Annotated in this window: 10 protein-coding genes; 4 read left to right on the top strand and 6 right to left on the bottom strand. The window is 35.4% G+C overall.

What is annotated here, in order from left to right:
* Positions 1-8 precede the first annotated feature (8 nt).
* The 6 genes from IL45_RS13760 to IL45_RS13785 all read right to left on the bottom strand — a co-directional run bounded on the left by IL45_RS13760 (position 9) and on the right by IL45_RS13785 (position 7,481).
* Positions 9-515: a hypothetical protein gene (locus tag IL45_RS13760; protein ID WP_036584931.1), complete on the bottom strand. Its 507-nt coding sequence runs from the start codon at positions 513-515 to the stop codon at positions 9-11.
* Between the two features lie 13 nt (positions 516-528).
* Positions 529-2,268 (bottom strand): sodium:solute symporter family protein, encoded by a 1,740-nt coding sequence (locus tag IL45_RS13765; RefSeq protein WP_036584933.1) that lies wholly within the window; start codon positions 2,266-2,268, stop codon positions 529-531.
* 80 nt (positions 2,269-2,348) lie between these two features.
* Positions 2,349-4,889 (bottom strand): PIG-L family deacetylase, encoded by a 2,541-nt coding sequence (locus IL45_RS13770; protein ID WP_036584935.1) that lies wholly within the window; start codon positions 4,887-4,889, stop codon positions 2,349-2,351.
* 174 nt (positions 4,890-5,063) lie between these two features.
* Complete coding sequence (locus IL45_RS13775; RefSeq protein ID WP_036584937.1) at positions 5,064-5,516, bottom strand: hypothetical protein; 453 nt, start codon at positions 5,514-5,516, stop codon at positions 5,064-5,066.
* A gap of 4 nt (positions 5,517-5,520) precedes the next feature.
* Positions 5,521-6,297 (bottom strand): DUF1206 domain-containing protein, encoded by a 777-nt coding sequence (locus IL45_RS13780; protein ID WP_036584938.1) that lies wholly within the window; start codon positions 6,295-6,297, stop codon positions 5,521-5,523.
* A gap of 74 nt (positions 6,298-6,371) precedes the next feature.
* Positions 6,372-7,481, bottom strand: a complete 1,110-nt coding sequence (locus tag IL45_RS13785; protein ID WP_036584940.1) for a serine hydrolase domain-containing protein — start codon at positions 7,479-7,481, stop codon at positions 6,372-6,374.
* Positions 7,482-7,623: 142 nt separating this feature from the next.
* Here IL45_RS13785 and IL45_RS13790 point away from each other — a divergent pair, with 142 nt between their 5' ends.
* The 4 genes from IL45_RS13790 to IL45_RS13805 all read left to right on the top strand — a co-directional run bounded on the left by IL45_RS13790 (position 7,624) and on the right by IL45_RS13805 (position 19,290).
* Positions 7,624-11,130, top strand: coding sequence for a methylmalonyl-CoA mutase family protein (locus tag IL45_RS13790; protein WP_036584942.1), 3,507 nt, complete (start codon positions 7,624-7,626; stop codon positions 11,128-11,130).
* A gap of 311 nt (positions 11,131-11,441) precedes the next feature.
* Positions 11,442-12,857, top strand: a complete 1,416-nt coding sequence (locus IL45_RS13795) for a T9SS type A sorting domain-containing protein (protein WP_036584943.1) — start codon at positions 11,442-11,444, stop codon at positions 12,855-12,857.
* A 170-nt stretch (positions 12,858-13,027) separates the two neighbouring features.
* Positions 13,028-13,987: a DUF3078 domain-containing protein gene (locus tag IL45_RS13800; RefSeq protein WP_036584945.1), complete on the top strand. Its 960-nt coding sequence runs from the start codon at positions 13,028-13,030 to the stop codon at positions 13,985-13,987.
* Positions 13,988-14,274: 287 nt separating this feature from the next.
* Positions 14,275-19,290, top strand: a complete 5,016-nt coding sequence (locus IL45_RS13805; RefSeq protein ID WP_200875755.1) for a translocation/assembly module TamB — start codon at positions 14,275-14,277, stop codon at positions 19,288-19,290.
* Positions 19,291-19,299: the final 9 nt, after the last annotated feature.

Here is a 19,299-nt window from a genome sequence, read left to right on the forward strand (position 1 = left end):
TTTTTGTTTTAAAAAGAGAATGTCATTAATTGCACAGCACCAAAAATAAACCTAATCATCAAGATTACGGAGATAATAATCCCGATGACTTTAAGAGTTTTATCCTGTATACTTAAAGCTATCAATAATGGTAATGCAGCCGAAATTAAGTTAACTAATCCCAGAAAAATATATTGAGAATTTGAAGAGTAACTATAACTAAAAATGGCACTCACAATAGCATTTAACAACATTGTTGATAACCACAAAATAAGGGTTGCAATCAATAATTTATCGCTTGATGACTTCTGGGCAGCCGGTTGTAAATTAGTTTGCTTATGGAAGGTTACATTTTGAACAGCTGCAGCAGGCTTTTGAAATAAAACATCTAATTCTGCAATGCTAGAGGCAGTTGCAACAAAACTTTTATTTTCAGTTCTAATCTTAAAATCAGGACGTAATGCTTTTTCTTTTAACTCATTTAGATGAAACGGGCCGAACTCATTTATGCCGTCTGAGTAATAATAATGTATCATATGATTTTAAAATTTAAACGTCTTGAAAATGTGTGATTTCTTCAGTATCATTTTTAGAACCACTAGATTCTATCAACCATGCTAGTCCTACAGTAATCAATGCACCCAATGGATTCAACCATAAGAACGGTAATAATTTCACATCAGGAACAAACTCATCTACACAATAGAATGCTATCACAATAGCTTCTGAAATTAACGCGGCAATAAATATAGAACGACCACGTACTTTTTTTAAATAGAAAGCCACTAAGAAAATCCCAAGGATAGTTCCATAAAATAGCGAACCTATAATATTTACTAGCTGTATCAAATTATCAAATAACGATACCACACTAGCAAAAATAATAGCTATTATTCCCCACATAAGTGTAAACCATTTACTCATGCGCACATAATGATCATCATCCTTAGTATCATTGTGATTAAAACGCTTATAAATATCTACGGCAGTCGTAGAGCTTAAGGCATTCAACTCTGACGCTGTTGAACTCATTGCAGCACTTAAAATTACGGCTAGTAAAAGACCTATCAAGCCTTTAGGTAAATGGTGTAGAATAAAATGAATGAAAACAAAGTCCTTATCATTAGTTTCAATACCATCGTCTGCTTTGGCTATTAATTGTCTTGCAGCTTCTCTGTTTTCTTCTTCTGCCTGACGGAAGTAATTCAGACGTGACTCTAATTTATCTTCAGGTGCTATGTATTGATTATTCAGCTTTTTGGCATAGTTCTCTTGCATGGTTTGCTTTTCATGCAGGATAGAGTAGTGGCGCTCTTGTAAGGCTTCATAATCTGCTGCGTATTCACTTTCCATAACAGCTTTTTCGGCAGCAGGATTAAAATTCAAAGGTGTATCATTAAATTGATAGAATACAAAAACCATGACACCTACCATAAGAATAAAGAATTGCATCGGTACTTTAAGTAATCCATTAAATAATAAGCCGATACGCATTTGCTTAATAGATTTACCAGACAGGTAACGTTGTACTTGCGATTGATCAGTTCCAAAATAGCTTAACATTAAAAAACTAGCACCAAAAATGGCGCTCCATACATTGTAGCGATCATTTAATGAAAAATCAAAATCTAAAATTTTCATCTTATCTGCGCTACCGGCCATGGTTAATGCATTGTCAAAGGTTACATTATCAGGTAACTGTGTAACAATAAGAACAAAGGCAGTAATCATACCTGCCATGATGATGATCATTTGCTGTTTTTGGGTAACGTTTACCGCTTTAGTTCCACCAGATACGGTATAAATTATAACTAGAATTCCTATAATTATATTTAGATATTTTAGTTCCCAATCCAGTACGGCACTCAGTATAATAGCTGGTGCATAAATGGTAATTCCTGCAGCTAGTCCACGTTGTATAAGAAATAGGATTGAGGCTAGTGATCTGGTTTGAACATCAAATCGCTTTTCTAAAAATTCATAAGCAGTGTATACTTTAAGCTTATGATAAATGGGAATGAATGTCACACAAATTATGATAATCGCAATAGGCAGACCAAAATAGAACTGGACAAATTCTAAACCATCTGTATAAGCCTGTCCTGGTGTACTTAAAAATGTTATAGCACTAGCCTGTGTTGCCATTACCGATAGTCCTACCGTCCACCATCTTGCATCACCACCTTTAATATACTCTTCGCTGGTTTGTTTTCCTCGAGTTTTATAAACTCCATACAACACTATAAAGGCTAGTGTTGATGTAAGAATCGTCCAATCAATTATTTCCATAAACGGCAGTAATTAAGTAAAATATAGCTGCAAAAATGATGTTTGCAACAATCACAAGAATGTAAATACGATTCCATTTCTTAGAACTTTTCATCACTATTCTTTTTAACAGGTTGATCATCTACACCTATACTTACCATATTAGCAAGTAATTTGTAAGCTCCAGAAACACCAGCAGGTAACTCTCTAAAAAGGCTGAGACCTGTATATATGATATGCCCATTACCATATCTCGCCACAATTAAACTACCATTAGTCATCTCTTCACCGTTATCATTCATTCCTAGAATAGGAGTAAAGGCTGGATCCCATTTTTCTGGAAAATACAATCCACGTTCTTGCACCCAATTTTCAAAATCAACACTTGTAATTTTGTTAGGCTTGTTTAAAATCGCATGATCAGGTTCTAATAAAGTTACAGCCGCATTTTCATCGGTTACACGCTTTCGCGAAAGCGTAATAGACAACGGCCCTAGTGCATCTGGATTTATACGTCTGCTTGTGTTGTACTGCATCATTAACGTCCCACCATTTTTTACATAGGTATCGATACGTTCTTGCAAGGCTGCCATTTCAGTAGGTGCGACGTTAAACGCCCTAATTCCTACCACAACAGCATCATATTTTGATAAATCACTAGGAACCTCGCTAGGTTCAAAACGGAATACTTTTGATCCTATCGCTTCTATTGCGGTGGCAACATCATCGCCGGCGCCATTAATATAAGCCACTGTGGTAGCTCTATTTTTAAGATTAGGTTTAACAACTTGAGCTTCATTGTTGCGCACTAACTGTTGATCTGGTATATGGTTATAATCTATAGAAATAACCTCTTTAGAAAATGATTGATCACCTATTTTTACCAGACCACTTACCACACCACGTGAGGCTCTTTTAGGAGGTGCTATGTTAAAATTATAAGTACGCACGGTTCCTGAAGTCATGGCGTCAAATTCAATTTTAGAAGGTTTGATCATCCAGTCATTAGGTGCGCATAGCTCAATAGTTCCCGCATTTAAATCTGTATTTGCGGTCATGCTTACCTGTATTATTTTAGATTCCTCATTAAAAATATAAACTGGATTTTGAACACTTACAGATACGGCAGGTACAACATTTAATGGCTCATGTATCTCACCTCGTACAGGATCAGTTGATTTATATTGAATTTTTAAGTCTCTATAGATTTTTATATTCTGTATGGTTACTACTGCCTTTACTGCAAATGGTGATTCAAGTTCTGGCAAACCTCTTTCATTCATAGCCTTAACAGTATACATACCTACGGATGCTTGTTCATTAAGGTAATAAGGTGACGTGGGCTGGAAGTACTGCGGTATCGTTAGGGTACCTTTTACAATTGTACTGGAATTAGATGTGGTGTTAATTTGAGTTTGATCTAACGCTATCATATTATTAGCCGATAAGGAAATATTTATCTCATCATTAGATCTATTTGTTACCTCAACATTAATAGGTGTGGTGGCACCATCAGTAATATATTGTTGATTTGAGCTCGCTTCTAGATAAATACCACTGATTTGAAGAATAATATCTTCAAGTTCTCTTAATTTGATGGCTTTCCAGTGCTCATCTTTAAGTCTAGAAATGGCTTGATGCAACTCAGCTAGTGCTGGTAGACTAGCTTCAGGATTTTTAAAATCATAACTCGATAGAATTTTATTAAGTTGGGTTTGAATTTTAGATCCACCAGATACTCGTGTCCAAGTAGTATTAATGCCCGAGAACAAATCTGATTTATCGGTTGGGAATGAGCCTTCTAAATACTCGAGATATTCAGTTTGTGATCCTCTAGAACCACTACTACCAAAACCTTGTGATTTATGCTCACTGCGACTTAATGCGGCAATCTCACTGTTAGATAAACCATTCCATGGGTAATAAGTTCCGGCATCGATCTCTAGTAAGTTGGTTTTGTCTGCTTTTTCAAAAGCTTCTTGACTTCCGTAAAACCACCAACTAGTATTAAAAAATATACGTTGAGGTTGCCATGTGTCTAGGCGACTTAATTGACTCGCATATGCTGTTTTAAGTGCTGCACTTTTAAATGCAGTCATGCTTAACATAGCACTGGTTGTATGATGACCATGAGTGGTACCAGGCGTGCGATGATTAAATCGGTTGATGATGACATCTGGTTTAAACGTTCTTATGATTTGCACCATGTCTTCAAGAACTTCTTGTTGATTCCATATTTCTAGGGTTTCATCTGGATGTTTAGAATAGCCAAAATCGTTTGCACGTGTAAAGAACTGCTCGCCGCCATCTCGATGTCTCGCTTCTAGCAATTCTTGTGTGCGTATCATACCTAATTGCTCACGCAATTCTGGACCTATAAGGTTTTGACCACCATCACCTCTGGTTAATGATAAGTAACCAGTACGTGCCATCTTATCATTAGAAAGCCATGAGATTAAACGTGTGTTTTCATCATCTGGATGAGCGGCTATGTATAGTGCCGTACCTAAAAAACCTAACTTCTCTAGATTGTGATATATCTCACTGGTATTGGGTTGTGTAGGGAATAATCGATTTTCTTGAGCTGTGGCGTGACCTAGGAATAAAAGGGACGCAATAAAAGTAAAAATTGGTTTCTTCATATTGCGTGTGAAGATAGAATTTTCAATTCTTAAAAATTTGTGAAGATTTGTAACTTCTTTATCACATCTAGACGTATTTGAGAATGTTCTGATTTATAATCGTTGAACCATCAATGTTTTAGTAAATATTACCAGTTGATTACATACGCTTTCGCGAAAGCGTATTTTCCAATTCTAATAGCGATCTATTCGAGTGTTGGGTGAATAGTAGTTGATCATTTTCTCAAAGGATTCAATATTGTAGTTGATAGAGTTCACCAAAAAGCTATAGGAATTTTTTGATCGGTCCTCATTTTGATAAGTGATCATATAATCATGATAGGGAATGCCCATCAGTTTTACTTCGGGTTTAGAAAGTCTAACACTAATAATGTCTTGTAATTTTATTTTGATAGTCCCACTTTTATAGGTGAGATATAAAAATTCAGAATCATAAAAGGCATTAGCATGTCCATTATAAGATCGTTTTGCAAATAAATAACCTATAATCACACTAATAAGAATTACAGGTCCCAAGAAAAATAAGTGGTTTTTAAGAGCAGCAATGAATATTAAGCAACCTACAAATGTTAAGATAATAGGTAGGAAGGTTTTATTGAGTCTATGGTTAGGAGCAAGATCTTTCATAACCTTATCTGATAGGTATATTTCTGTACTTAGAACTTAGAATTAAAAACAGACCATAGAAAAGTACACCGCTAGAGACTAGTCCCATAATTATAGCTCCATACTCGACATGCATAAACGCAAAGGCAGCGTCTGCGCCTTTAGGTAAGTTTTGCATATTGTAATATGCAGATCGCGCTAGGATATATGCAAAAACAGCAAATACAATTCCGCGACTGAATCTACCTATGCGACCTAAAAGCATGAGGTATTTGTATTGATGATCAGTAAGATTTTCTTTATGCGTCATTTTGTCCATCATGGTTGAAAAAGAGATCCACCATTCATTAATAGCACTTACAGCCAGTCCAGTAGCAATTATAAATACAATGATTTTTCCCCATACCGATTGTAGGATTTTGATTTTCCATCCAGCATTACCATCATCGTCGGGCATACCGAATAGTAATTTTAAACAAGTAAATAAAAGTAGACAGTATCCTATACCATTTATAAAATAGGCGGCTCTACGGAAAGTTGGTTTTCCAGAATCACTGTCATAATCTTGCATATTAAAAGTTAGAAAGAATCTGGAGAAAATATAACCAGCTAGACCTATACTCATTAATAAAATTAAGAACCATCCAAAGCTTAAATGAGAGATCCATTTTAAAACGTCATCACCACTTTTAAGCGCATAGGTGAGCTGAAACGCTGTAATTAGTGCGGTTATTCCCATCAATAAAAAAACGGCACCTTTAGTAGCTATTCCTATTCTTGCAAATCTTCTGTAATTTTTCAATCGTTATTTTTAATTCCTTCAAAAATAACATCCGATAGATAACGTCTTATTATAAGTAACAAAACTTTAGTTGTTTAATTTATCGTTTCTACGATCTTTTCCCACATTTCATCATGTAATATAACAGGAACTAAACTTCCAGAAGGCTCGTTGCCCATTCTTATGACTACCATATTTAAACTAGGCACCACATCTATAAACTGTCCATTTTTTCCTAAGGCACTAATCATATCCAGTGGTCCAGATGGCGTTAGGGATGACGGGATAGTTGCTGTAGATCCAGGAAATCTTAAGGTACTTTTACCATTTAACCACCATAGATAACCATATGCTTCATTAATATTTTGAGAAGTGTTTGTCATCGCATTAAAATAGGTACTATCACCTAAAACAGTTGTTCCGTCCCAATTCCCTTCGGCAAGTGTTAATAAGCCAAATCTTGCGGCACTTCTTGCGTTACTAAAAAATACGTTGGTAAATAATGCTGTATTCGTCCATTGTCCTGTCATACCTGTTTTACTAAGTACAGTATTATTTGTGTACTGATTATTAGTAACACCAGTTGCTGCTTCGATGATATCATGGGTGATAAGGTAAGTACCATTATGGTAGTACCATTCATTCCCAGCGTCTGCTAGATAATTTAAACATGTTGGATCATAACATTGCTCATCGGTTACATTGTAGTCGATACCAGTGGTAAACGATAAATGGTTTTTTATAGTAATTAAGTCTTCTTTATCTTGTGACATATTCGTCCATCCATTGCCTAGATAATCAGATGTCTTATCATCTATATTTAAGTAACCTTCTTCTTGTGCGATACCTACCACAGTACTAGCTAGCGACTTGCCAGCACTTGCCCAATACCAGATGCTATTTCTATCAAATGGCTGACCTAGTAAGTCATTATTCCAGTATTCTTCAACGACGATTTTACCATCTACTAAAATGATAAATGCACGCGTTTCATTTTGCTCTAAAAAAGTGTTAAGTTCAGTAAGCTTTTGATTATCCCATTGTAAATCTGTTGGAGAAGATGTCTCCCAAGTGTCACCAGTTAATGGTGGGAAATAATTTACTTCTATTGGGTCTATTATGATATCGTCATCATTATTATCATTTGAACTACAAGAGGTTACTATAAAAATGCTTAGTAAAAATATAGATAAAAATACTTTCATGATAATCGGTTGTTTTATAATGAATGAGTAACAAGAATAAGAATAAAATTAAGACTATAAATAAATGTAAAAGTTTAAATACAATATATCATACTACGCTATCGATTTCGTAATTTTGCTTTTATAAATTGAGAATATCATAATGCAAGATCAAACTCCATATATCCCAGTAAATAAAGTACGTATCGTAACTGCAGCTAGTCTTTTTGACGGTCATGATGCCGCAATTAATATTATGCGTCGTATCATTCAATCTACCGGTTGTGAAGTCATTCATTTAGGTCACGATAGAAGTGTAGAAGAAGTAGTAAATACTGCTATTCAAGAAGATGCAAATGGTATCGCCATGACCTCTTATCAAGGTGGTCATAACGAGTACTTTAAGTATATGCGTGATTTATTAGTAGAAAAAGGCGCAGGACACATCAAGATTTTTGGTGGTGGTGGTGGAGTGATTCTACCATCAGAGATTCAAGAATTGATGGATTATGGAATCACACGCATCTATTCACCAGACGATGGACGTGAGATGGGATTGCAAGGAATGATTAATGATTTAGTGAAGCAATGTGATGTTCCTGTACCTGCTTTCGCGAAAGCGCAATTAAACGGAGAGCTACTAGAAAATCACGTTCCTACCATTGCTAGATTAATCTCGCTAGCCGAAAACCGTCACGATGATTTTACCAAACATTTTGCAGAAGCCGATAAAACTGAAAAACAAGCACCAGTTCTAGGAATTACAGGAACCGGTGGTGCTGGTAAGTCATCACTTGTAGATGAATTAATACGCAGGTTTTTAATCGATTTCCCAGAGAAAAATATAGGAATCATATCTGTAGATCCATCAAAACGTAAAACTGGTGGTGCATTACTAGGTGATAGAATACGCATGAATGCTATTAATAACGATCGTGTTTACATGAGGTCTCTGGCAACTCGACAATCTAATCTAGCACTTTCTAAACATGTGCAAGAAGCAGTTGACGTTTTAAAAGCTTCAGACTATGATTTAATCATTTTAGAAACTAGTGGAATAGGGCAGAGTGATACTGAAATCTTAGAACACAGTGATGTGTCATTATATGTAATGACTCCAGAATTTGGTGCGGCGACACAACTAGAGAAAATCGACATGCTTGATTTTGCAGACGTAGTGGCAATCAATAAATTTGATAAACGTGGTTCACTAGATGCATTACGCGATGTAAAAAAACAATACCAGCGCAATCATAACTTATGGGAAGCAGATCCTGCAACGCTACCAGTTTATGGAACCATAGCAAGCCAATTCAACGATCCAGGAATGAATGCGTTGTATGAAGCGCTAATGGCTGAGGTTACAGAGAAAACAGGTGTGGACTTAAGTTCTAAAAATGAACTTAATAAAGCGCAAAGCGAAAAAATCTTTGTAATTCCTCCAGCAAGAACACGTTACTTAAGTGAGATTGCCGAAAGTAATAGAGCTTATGATAATACTGCTGCAGCTCAATCTAAAGTGGCACAGAAATTATATGGTGTTTTTCAAACGGTCAATACTTTATTAGATCAAAATGAAAACGCACCTGCGGTAGAAAACAGAGAGCGTTTAATTACCGATAAAGGATTAAATGAAGAGTACATTTTATCTCTAGTTTTGGCAGACGATGTAGATTTTATGAATCTTCTAATCGCACAATTCAACAAATCATTAAAAGACCTTGATCCATATAACTGGGAAGTAATTACCGGTTGGGATGAAAAAGTAAATAAGTACAAGCAACCTATTTATGAGTTTCAAGTACGTGACAAAGTCATTAAAATTGAAACACATACAGAGTCACTATCTCACAAAATGATTCCTAAGGTAGCGTTGCCTAAATACAGCGCTTGGGGCGATATTTTAAAATGGTGCTTACAAGAAAACGTGCCAGGAGAATTCCCTTATACAGCAGGATTATATCCTTTCAAACGCACTGGAGAAGATCCTACCAGAATGTTTGCCGGTGAAGGTGGACCAGAACGTACTAATAAGCGTTTCCACTACGTGAGTCTAGGTATGCCAGCAAAACGTTTAAGCACAGCTTTTGATAGTGTGACTCTTTACGGTAATGATCCAGGATTGCGACCAGATATTTATGGAAAAATCGGTAATGCTGGAGTAAGTATTTGCTGTCTGGATGATGCAAAGAAATTGTATTCTGGTTTTGATTTGTCGCACGCTATGACCTCGGTTTCTATGACTATTAATGGTCCAGCGCCTATGCTATTAGGGTTCTTTATGAATGCTGCCATCGATCAGAACTGTGAACGATTTATCACTGAGAATGGTTTAGGCGATAAAGTAGAGGCAAAGCTTAAAGAGGTTTATGATGATAATAATGTAGAACGTCCTTCTTATTTAAACGCTCAAGGCGAAAAAGTATATTCTAAAAACGGACAGGTTGATACCAGCAAACTGCCTGAAGGTAATGACGGTTTAGGTTTAATGCTTCTTGGTTTAACAGGAGATCAAATCCTAGATCCAGCAGACTATGCTCGTATCAAGATGGAAACGCTAGCGCAAGTGCGTGGTACCGTTCAAGCAGATATCTTAAAAGAAGATCAAGCACAAAACACGTGTATTTTCTCTACAGAATTTGCACTGCGTTTGATGGGAGATGTACAGCAGTATTTTATTGAAGAAAAAGTGCGTAACTTCTACAGTGTGTCCATCTCAGGTTATCACATTGCAGAGGCTGGTGCAAATCCTATCACGCAATTGGCTTTCACATTAGCAAACGGATTCACTTATGTAGAGTACTATTTGAGCCGTGGTATGGACATCAATAAATTTGGTCCTAACCTGAGTTTCTTCTTCTCAAACGGTATCGATCCTGAGTATTCAGTGATCGGTCGTGTGGCGAGAAAGATTTGGGCCAAAGCGATGAAGAACAAATACGGAGCAAATTCTCGTGCTCAAATGTTGAAATACCACATCCAGACCAGTGGTCGTTCACTACATGCTCAAGAAATAGACTTTAACGACATCCGTACGACATTGCAAGCACTGTATGCGATTAATGATAACTGTAACTCGTTGCATACTAATGCTTATGACGAGGCGATTACCACACCTACAGAAGAATCTGTAAGACGTGCGATGGCGATTCAGTTGATTATTAATAAAGAATTAGGTCTTGCCAAAAATGAGAACCCTATTCAAGGTGCATTTATCATAGAGGAGTTGACGGATCTAGTTGAAGCGGCAGTTCTAGAAGAATTCGACCGCATTACAGAACGTGGTGGAGTTCTAGGAGCCATGGAAACCATGTACCAGCGCAGCAAGATTCAAGAAGAATCTATGCACTATGAGATGTTAAAGCACACAGGCGAGTTCCCAATCATAGGAGTGAACACATTCTTAAGTTCTAAAGGTAGCCCAACCGTTTTACCAGCTGAGGTGATACGTGCGACTGAAGAAGAGAAACAAGCACAAATTAGTACTAAGGATAATCTACATACCGCTTTCGCGAAAGCGCAACAAGAACAACTATCTAACATACAACAAGCTGCTGTTAAACAAGAAAATATTTTTGAGCATCTAATGGAAGCTACTAAGATTTGTACTTTAGGTCAGATTACTGAAGCGTTGTTTGAAGTAGGAGGACAGTATAGACGAAATATGTAAGCAGACACTTGGCTTTGCAATTGCAAAGCCTTAGTGGTCGCTTATCCCGAACTCGCTTCAGGATCTTTTGAACCTTGAATGATTTCAAGCTCTGCTAGCGTATGAATCGCTTATCCGGATGAATATTGGTTTCTGTACCTTTCTCAAAGCTTGATAAAGAGCAATCATACAAATTACAATTTTTACTAAAAGCGCAAACCTATGGGTTTGCGCTTTTTTAATTTAAGTATAGAATGTTAATGTTTTCTAAAAAATAAGTTCATTCAATCTCAATTCAAATAATCTTCTTTAATTGTAGGAAATATTTGATTATGAGAAGATTAAAGCTATTGATATTTCTGTTTTCAGGGTTTTCAATATTCGCTCAAAACGAAGGCAATTTTTGGTATTTTGGAGAGAATGCTGGATTGGACTTTTCAACTTCTCCACCTACAGCGTTAAGTAATAGTGCTATGAGTACCGTTGCAGGCTGTAGTACAGTGAGTGATTCGAATGGGAACTTACTTTTCTATACAAATGGTAGGTTAGTTTGGAATAGAAATCATGTTCTCATGAGCAACTCTCCTAGTTATGGTTCAACTGATACTTATAGTCAGCAGTTGATTGTTAAAGATCCAAGTTCCACAAATACTTATTTTATTTTAAGAACGTTTTGGTCGGATTTGGTGCCAGGCCCAGCATTAGATTATCAAATAGTGGATATGAGCTTAGATAATGGTTTAGGTGATATTATACCTATTCAGAATTATAGTCATAATGTACAATTTGCAACTCAGGAAAAGGTAACTGCTTTTATAAATTCGAATGGCAATTCAAATTGGGTGTTAACTACTTATTTTGATTATCCAACATTACGCATTTACTCGATTAAAATCCAAAATGGAATAATCGACACTAGTACAAGAGTAACTAGTAATTTTACTTCTGTTCCAAATTATTTATTATCAGGACGAGATGGCATTTTAAAAATATCTAATGATGGAACTAAATTAATTTTAACTGATGGATTTAATGCAGCTTTATTTGATTTTGATATAAATACAGGTGTGGTAACAAACCCAATAAGATTATCTACAAATAGTATTTATAACAGATTTTATGGGGCTGAATTTTCACCAGACTCAAGTTTATTATATATCAATGGTAACACTGATACATCGAGTTTAGATTGTAATACTACTAACCAAAGAGCAGTGCTTCAATATGATTTATCAATGCCAGCAGGTTGGGAAGCAAATCCAATCGTGTTAAACAATTCAACACTCAATAACGTAAGGCACGGAGATTTACAGTTAGCTCAAGACGGTAAAATTTATGCTTCAAAAAACTGTCAAGCGAGTTTAGGTGCAATTCAAAGCCCAAATGTTTTAGGTCAAGGTGCAAATTATACGGATAATGCCATAATGTTGGCGCCTGGAACAACAGGCCGTATTGGTTTACCTTATCTAATTCTTCCATCGCAAGCCACAGCAAGTTTAACCGATAATTCTTCTACCGTTATTAATATGTTTCCGAATCCAGCAAGTAGTTATATTAACTTGACAGCTACAAATCGTTTAAAAAGTGCAACGATAATGGATATGAATGGTAGAATGTTATCTCAAACTAATTTTACTGGAAATTCAACTGATCAACGTATTTCTCTAGAAAACTTAAGCTCTGGAATTTACTTTGTTACTATTCAAAGTGACCTAGGACAAAAGGTAAAGAAGTTGGTTGTGGAATAATATTTATTCTATAATAATTAAAACAAAGCCTCTCGTTAACTAGAGGCTTTTTCTGTATTAATCCTTTTAATAGAAGGTTTCTAAAACTTAAAGAAAACTTAAAGTAATGATGATGATATGTATAAAAGTATAGTAATGATATATTTGCTTTTTACCCTTAAAATTATAGTTTGAAGTCTGTTATAGTATCGTTTCTTTTCTTTTTAATAAGTGGTGTAACCATTGCACAAGACAGTATCCCTACTGCTCAAAGTACGAACTGGGCATCATGGGGAAGAGTAAGTTTTTTATTTAATCAAAGTGCTTTTAATGACGACTGGCAAGGTGGTGGAGTTACTAATGTATCAGGTAACCTAGGGATCAGTTATGACATGCAATACAAGCGTAAGAAGTTATCGTGGGATACTAAATTAATTAGTGATTTTGGTCTTTCTCAGGTAAAAGATCAGCGCTACTTGCGCAAGACGACTGATCGTCTAGAATTGAATAGTATACTAGGTAATCAAATTAAACAGAGCTACTGGAATTATAGTACGATTTTCAATTTTAGATCACAATTTATTTCTGGATATGAATTCTTTACAGAAGAAGAAACAGGTGACGATGGCGTTACCAGATCTATTCAAAAGCGACGCGAGACCTCAGGCGGTTTTTCACCTTCATATTTTCAATTAGGTTTAGGTTTTTTATGGAAAAAATCTAAAAACTTCAATTTCAACATCGCACCTGCTACTACTAGATTAATAACCGTATCATCTAGCTTCACTGACGTCGATATCAATGATCCAGATGCGGTTGATGACTACACACCATTTTTTGGGGTAGAGGCTAATAAAACAGCTAGATGGGAAGTAGGAGCCTCTTTCCGTGGTTATACAAAATTTGAGGTTGCCAAAAATATACAAATGGAAAATGTAATAAGTTTATATAGCGACTATCTAGCAGATCCTGAGAATATTGATATCGATTATAACCTTAATTTATTTCTGAAGGTCAATAAATACATCAGTGGTAACTTTGAGTTTCAGGCGATATATGATGATAATACAACCCGAGGTTTTCAAATTAGACAGGTCATCGGTCTTGGTTTTAAATATGATCTAGGAGAACGTCCTACTAAAAAGGCTTAATATTAATGTAGTAAGCATTTTTATTTACGCTTTCGCGAAAGCGTAGATCAAATATCTTAATGTTTATTATATCTATTTCTATTAAAACGTTTTTAGGCTAATTATTTGTCTGATTATACATTCTTAACAGAAATTTACCGTGGCTAATTATGTTAAATCATTGAACTTTTAGCAATTTGCACTCTATTAAGAACTTAAGGTTATATTCCGAAAAATAGGTGCAAAAACAAAAATCACAAACTTCTATAAAATCACCATACAGATGGCTGCGCAGATTTGCACGCACCATGTTAGGAATACTTATTTTCCTCATTTTATTGCTGCTGTTCATACGCAGTCCATGGGGACAAAGTATCATTGTAGGACAGGTAATCGATTATGTGAAAGGCAAAACAGGAACTGAAATCCAGTTAGATCGTGCCTTCATTACTTTTGATGGTAATATTCAAGTTGATGGCTTATATATGGGTGATGTTAACAATGACACACTAGTGTATTCTCGTAGCTTAGAAGCTGACATGGCATTATGGCCATTGATAAATGGTACCGGTATAGATTTAGATTATCTTAAATGGAATGGTCTTACAGCTAGAGTTGTTAGAAAAGATTCTATTGAAGGTTTTAATTATCAGTTTTTAATGGATGCGTTTGCTACCGCACCAGATACAACGGCTAGTCAACCATTAAATCTTAATATAGGGAATATCGTTCTTACAAATTTTGATGTAATTTACAAAGATCAAGTAGGTGAGATGGATGCAACTGCAATCTTTGATGAGTTAATTCTAGAAATGAATGAACTAGATCTAGAGCGCATGGTAGTTGACATTGAAAATCTGTCACTTAAAAATGCCATTATCAATTATGAGCAAGATATAGTTACCTCATTTGCTAAATCTGAAACAGATGATTTCCCTGAGCAAGATACGAACCTAGCAGAGGCCATTACAGATGATGCAAATGATTCTCCATTACCATTGTTATCAGCTCGTAATTTACAATTGACAAATGTTGAATTAAATTACAATTCAAAACCAGAAGCCATTGTGCTGCAAACTCATTTTGGCGTTTTAGAATCATCTATTCCTAAGGCAGACGTTCAGAATAGTCAATACGTGGTAGATGGTGTGAAATTGCAGGATAGTCATATAGAATTATCTATGATTGAAATTGCAGATTCATCTCTACAATCAAACAATGAACCTATAGCAATTGAATGGCCAGATTTAAATGTTTCCTTAAATAAGTTAAATTTTAAAAACAACAGCTTTTTATATAGCCTAAATGGTGCGCAACCATCAACTACTCAATTATCGCCAGACGCAATTTCGTTGACAGATATTAATGTTGATTTACGCAATTTTAACCTTGCCGATAAAAGTGCGCGTGTAGTGTTAGATAATACTTCACTTAAGGAGTACTCTGGATTGACGGTTAATCAATTAAGAGGTGAAATTAATGTGACAGATAATGATTTGATTATAAAAGACTTAATAGCAAGAGTTAATAATAGTTCCATTGATGGATCAATTGGTTTAGCATACAATGGTATTGACCAGCTTATTAATAATCCAGAATCATTAAAAGTAAACGCAACGATACCATCGTATATATTTGACTTAAAAGATCTTTATAGTTTCCAGCCTGATTTATCTAGAAATGAATATGTAAAGCAATTATCAAAACAACCATTAACAGGACGACTGACTGCTACTGGTAGCACTGAAAATTTAAAAATAGATCGCTTTACTTTAAATTGGGGACGCAATTCTGTAACCGCAAATGGTACTTTAACTCAAGTTACCGATGTAGATCAACTAACGTTTAACTTACCTAACATAAAAGTTGTTACCGATAGAAATTCATTGTTACCATTCATAAATGAAAAAGACCTAGGCATTACCTTACCACAAAAAGCACAATTAACAGCAAATGTATCAGGTAATGTTAATAATGTGCAGGGAAAAGCAAATCTAATGACCAGTTATGGTTCAATGATAATCGATGGTGATTTCAAAAATGGTGAAAAAATTGAATTTGACTCTAAATTATTTCTGGAAGAATTAGAGCTATCAAAAATGCTTTCTATGCCAGAATTGGGGAACTTAAGCTTACAACTTCAGACAAGTGGTAGTAGTTCTAATGTCAATGATCTAGATGCTAGTATTGATGGCACCATAACTAGCTTTGCTTACAACGACTATCCATTAACTAATATCCCGATTAAAGGAAGTATGAATAATGGAGCTGGGATAATTACTTCAAAATTTAAGGACGATAATATCAATATAGCGTTAGACGCAAATCTTAAATTGAACCAAAATGCAAATGATGTAAATGCCATTATCGATATCGCTGGAATAGATTTGAGAGCTTTCGGTATCACTTCTCAAAATGTAAAAGCTGCTGGTAAAGTAGAGATGTCTTATTCTGGTAATGAAGCTAGTTATAAAATTAGCTCTACTGTAGAAGATGGAATTGCTGTATTTGATGAACAGTCATATTTGTTAGGTGCCTTAAGTATGGATGCCTTTGTAACCAACGATTCTACTTCTTTAAATGTGAATAACAAAATGCTAGATCTAGAATTGAGATCTAATGCAGATCCAGCAAATATAACCGCAGCATTACAACGCCATATAGATAGGTATCTAACGACCAATCAGGACATGGACACCTTACAACCGGTTGTAATGAAAATTAAAGGTAACATAAGACCAGCACCTATCTTACGTGATGTGATTTTACCACAATTACAAACCTTAGACACGATCAATATAGCAGTGGATTTTAATGAAAAAGAGCGTAAATTAGATAGTGATATTAAGGTAGATTATATCAAATATGCAGATAGCGAGATCGATAGTTTAGTGATTTCATCTCAGTCAGACGCTCAAAATTTACAATTTCAATTAGGATTTAAAAATATTGCTGCAGGACCTATAAATATTAAGCGCACAGCTTTGACAGGTATCGTTGCAGAGAATAAACTTAACCTAGATTTCACTTCTTATGATGATGAAGAAAGATTAATTCACTTTGCGAGCACGCTTTCGCGAAAGCGTGATATCGATGGAATTGATAACCTTATATTTAATCTATCCATAGATGATTTAATTCTTAATAAACAACCGTGGACCATACCTGATTCTAATGAAATAGCAGTAGGTGAGCAACGATTGCTATTCAGTAATTTTAAATTAAGTAATGATAATCAAAGTATAGAATTAAGAAGCGATCGTCCTAATACGGATAAGGAACATATCGCTCTTTTGCTTAAGAATTTTAAGCTTCAAGGCTTATTAAGTTATTTAAATTCTGATGAAAAATTAGCAACCGGAACTGTTAATGGGGAATTTATACTTAATGATATTTATGGGGCGACAGGTATACTTGCTGATTTACAGATTAATGATTTACATGCGATGGAAGTACCTTTAGGTCAATTAAACCTAAATGCAAAATCATTAAATGGTTCACGTTATGATATGAATCTAGCTGTTAAAGGAGATGACGTTGATTTTGATCTTAGCGGTGATTATCAAGCCACAGATACTACAGCAAATCTGAACCTCGATTTAAATATCAGTAAAGTAAATATGTCGACCATTGCTGGGCTATCAGATGATTTTCTCAAGGATGGTAGTGGATCCATTAATGGTAATTTCAAAGTTACAGGTACAACAATTGACCCCAATTATAATGGATCATTGAGATTTGATAATGCTAGTGTAAATGTCACGATGTTGGATACTAATTTTACTTTAAAAGATGAAAAAATAGTTGTGGATAATGCAGGTATTACTTTAAAAAAGTTGCGTATAGCAGACGCTCAAGGTGATATATTTACTGTTGATGGTAATATTGGAACTGAGAACTTATTAGTACCGACTTTTAATTTAAAATTAAAGGCTAAAGATTTCACAGCATTAAATAGTAGTGAAGAAGATAATGACCTGTATTATGGTCAGGCAACCTTTGACGCCAGTGCGGCTATAACTGGTAATCTTACGGTGCCAGTTATTAACTTAGATCTTACCGTTAAAGACGTTACAGATATCACCTATGTTGTTCCGGCAACAGAGTTAGATGTGGTTCAACGTGATGGTATCGTACAATTTGTGAATAGGCAAAATCCCGATGCAATTTTAACGCAGACTGAAGAGGAATCTGCTACCCTTACAGGATTTGATATTACAGCAAATTTTAAAATAAGAGATGACGCAAAATTGAAGATTATCATTGACCCTAGCACAGGCGATAATCTACAAGTAGCTGGAAGTGGTGATCTTAAGTATAGAATGACACCTAACGGTAGAATGACGTTAACGGGACGATATGAAATCGATAGTGGTTACTATCAACTCAATTTATATGAGATAGTATCTAGAAGATTTGATCTAGCCAAAGGTGGTAGCGTTACTTGGTCTGGTGATCCTTTTGATGCTAACCTAGATGTTAGTGCTATTTATAAGGTAGAAACTAGTGCCAGCGCTTTAATGGCGAGTCAAACTAGTGGTGCAGATTTGAGTACTAAGAATAGTTTCCGACAGCAATTACCTTTCTTAGTGTATTTAAATGTTGATGGTGAATTAATGCAACCAGAAATTAGTTTTAAAATAGATTTACCAAATGATGAACAAGGTGCTGTGGGCGGTCAGGTATATGGTAGATTGCAACAACTCAACAGTCAGGATCAAGAATTAAATAAACAAGTTTTTTCTCTTCTCGTACTTAACCGATTTTTCCCTACCTCTGGTGCAGATGGAAGTAATGGCGGCACGGCAACTATTGCAAGAGATAATTTAAATCAAGCTTTAAGTGATCAATTGAATCAATATGGAGGTAAGCTATTGGGTAAGACCGGTATAGATTTTAGCTTTGGTGTAGATAGTTATACCGATTATCAAGGTACCAGCTCTCAAGAACGTACACAGCTGGATGTCACAGCTAGCAAAAAATTACTGAATGATCGTCTGGTTGTGAGTGTAGGTAGCGAGGTGGATATACAAGGATCTGCACAAGATGGTGAAGAAACTCCAGTGATAGGTAATGTGAGTATTGAGTATTTGTTATCTCAAACTGGTCAATGGCGTTTAAAGGGTTTTCGTAGAAATCAGTATGATAATGTCATCGACGGGCAGTTAATTGTTAGTGGTATATCATTAATATTCACCAAAGAGTTTAATGAATTCAAAAATTTATTTGCTAAAACAGTTCTTGAAGAAAATCAAAAGGCTCGCAAAGAGGAAGAAGAAGAGCAGCAAGAAGACATAAAATCATCAGAATCAAATAATAAGTAAATCAGGCCA

This window comes from Nonlabens ulvanivorans (genome assembly GCF_000732625.1).
Lineage (GTDB): Bacteria > Bacteroidota > Bacteroidia > Flavobacteriales > Flavobacteriaceae > Nonlabens > Nonlabens ulvanivorans.

Excerpts from the sequence above, each read along its gene's own strand:
- IL45_RS13760 (WP_036584931.1), bottom strand. The coding sequence starts at position 515 with ATGATACATTATTATTACTCAGACGGCATAAATGAGTTCGGCCCGTTT.
- IL45_RS13765 (WP_036584933.1), bottom strand. The coding sequence starts at position 2,268 with ATGGAAATAATTGATTGGACGATTCTTACATCAACACTAGCCTTTATA.
- IL45_RS13770 (WP_036584935.1), bottom strand. The coding sequence starts at position 4,889 with ATGAAGAAACCAATTTTTACTTTTATTGCGTCCCTTTTATTCCTAGGT.
- IL45_RS13775 (WP_036584937.1), bottom strand. The coding sequence starts at position 5,516 with ATGAAAGATCTTGCTCCTAACCATAGACTCAATAAAACCTTCCTACCT.
- IL45_RS13785 (WP_036584940.1), bottom strand. The coding sequence starts at position 7,481 with ATGAAAGTATTTTTATCTATATTTTTACTAAGCATTTTTATAGTAACC.
- IL45_RS13790 (WP_036584942.1), top strand. The coding sequence starts at position 7,624 with ATGCAAGATCAAACTCCATATATCCCAGTAAATAAAGTACGTATCGTA.
- IL45_RS13795 (WP_036584943.1), top strand. The coding sequence starts at position 11,442 with ATGAGAAGATTAAAGCTATTGATATTTCTGTTTTCAGGGTTTTCAATA.
- IL45_RS13805 (WP_200875755.1), top strand. The coding sequence starts at position 14,275 with ATGTTAGGAATACTTATTTTCCTCATTTTATTGCTGCTGTTCATACGC.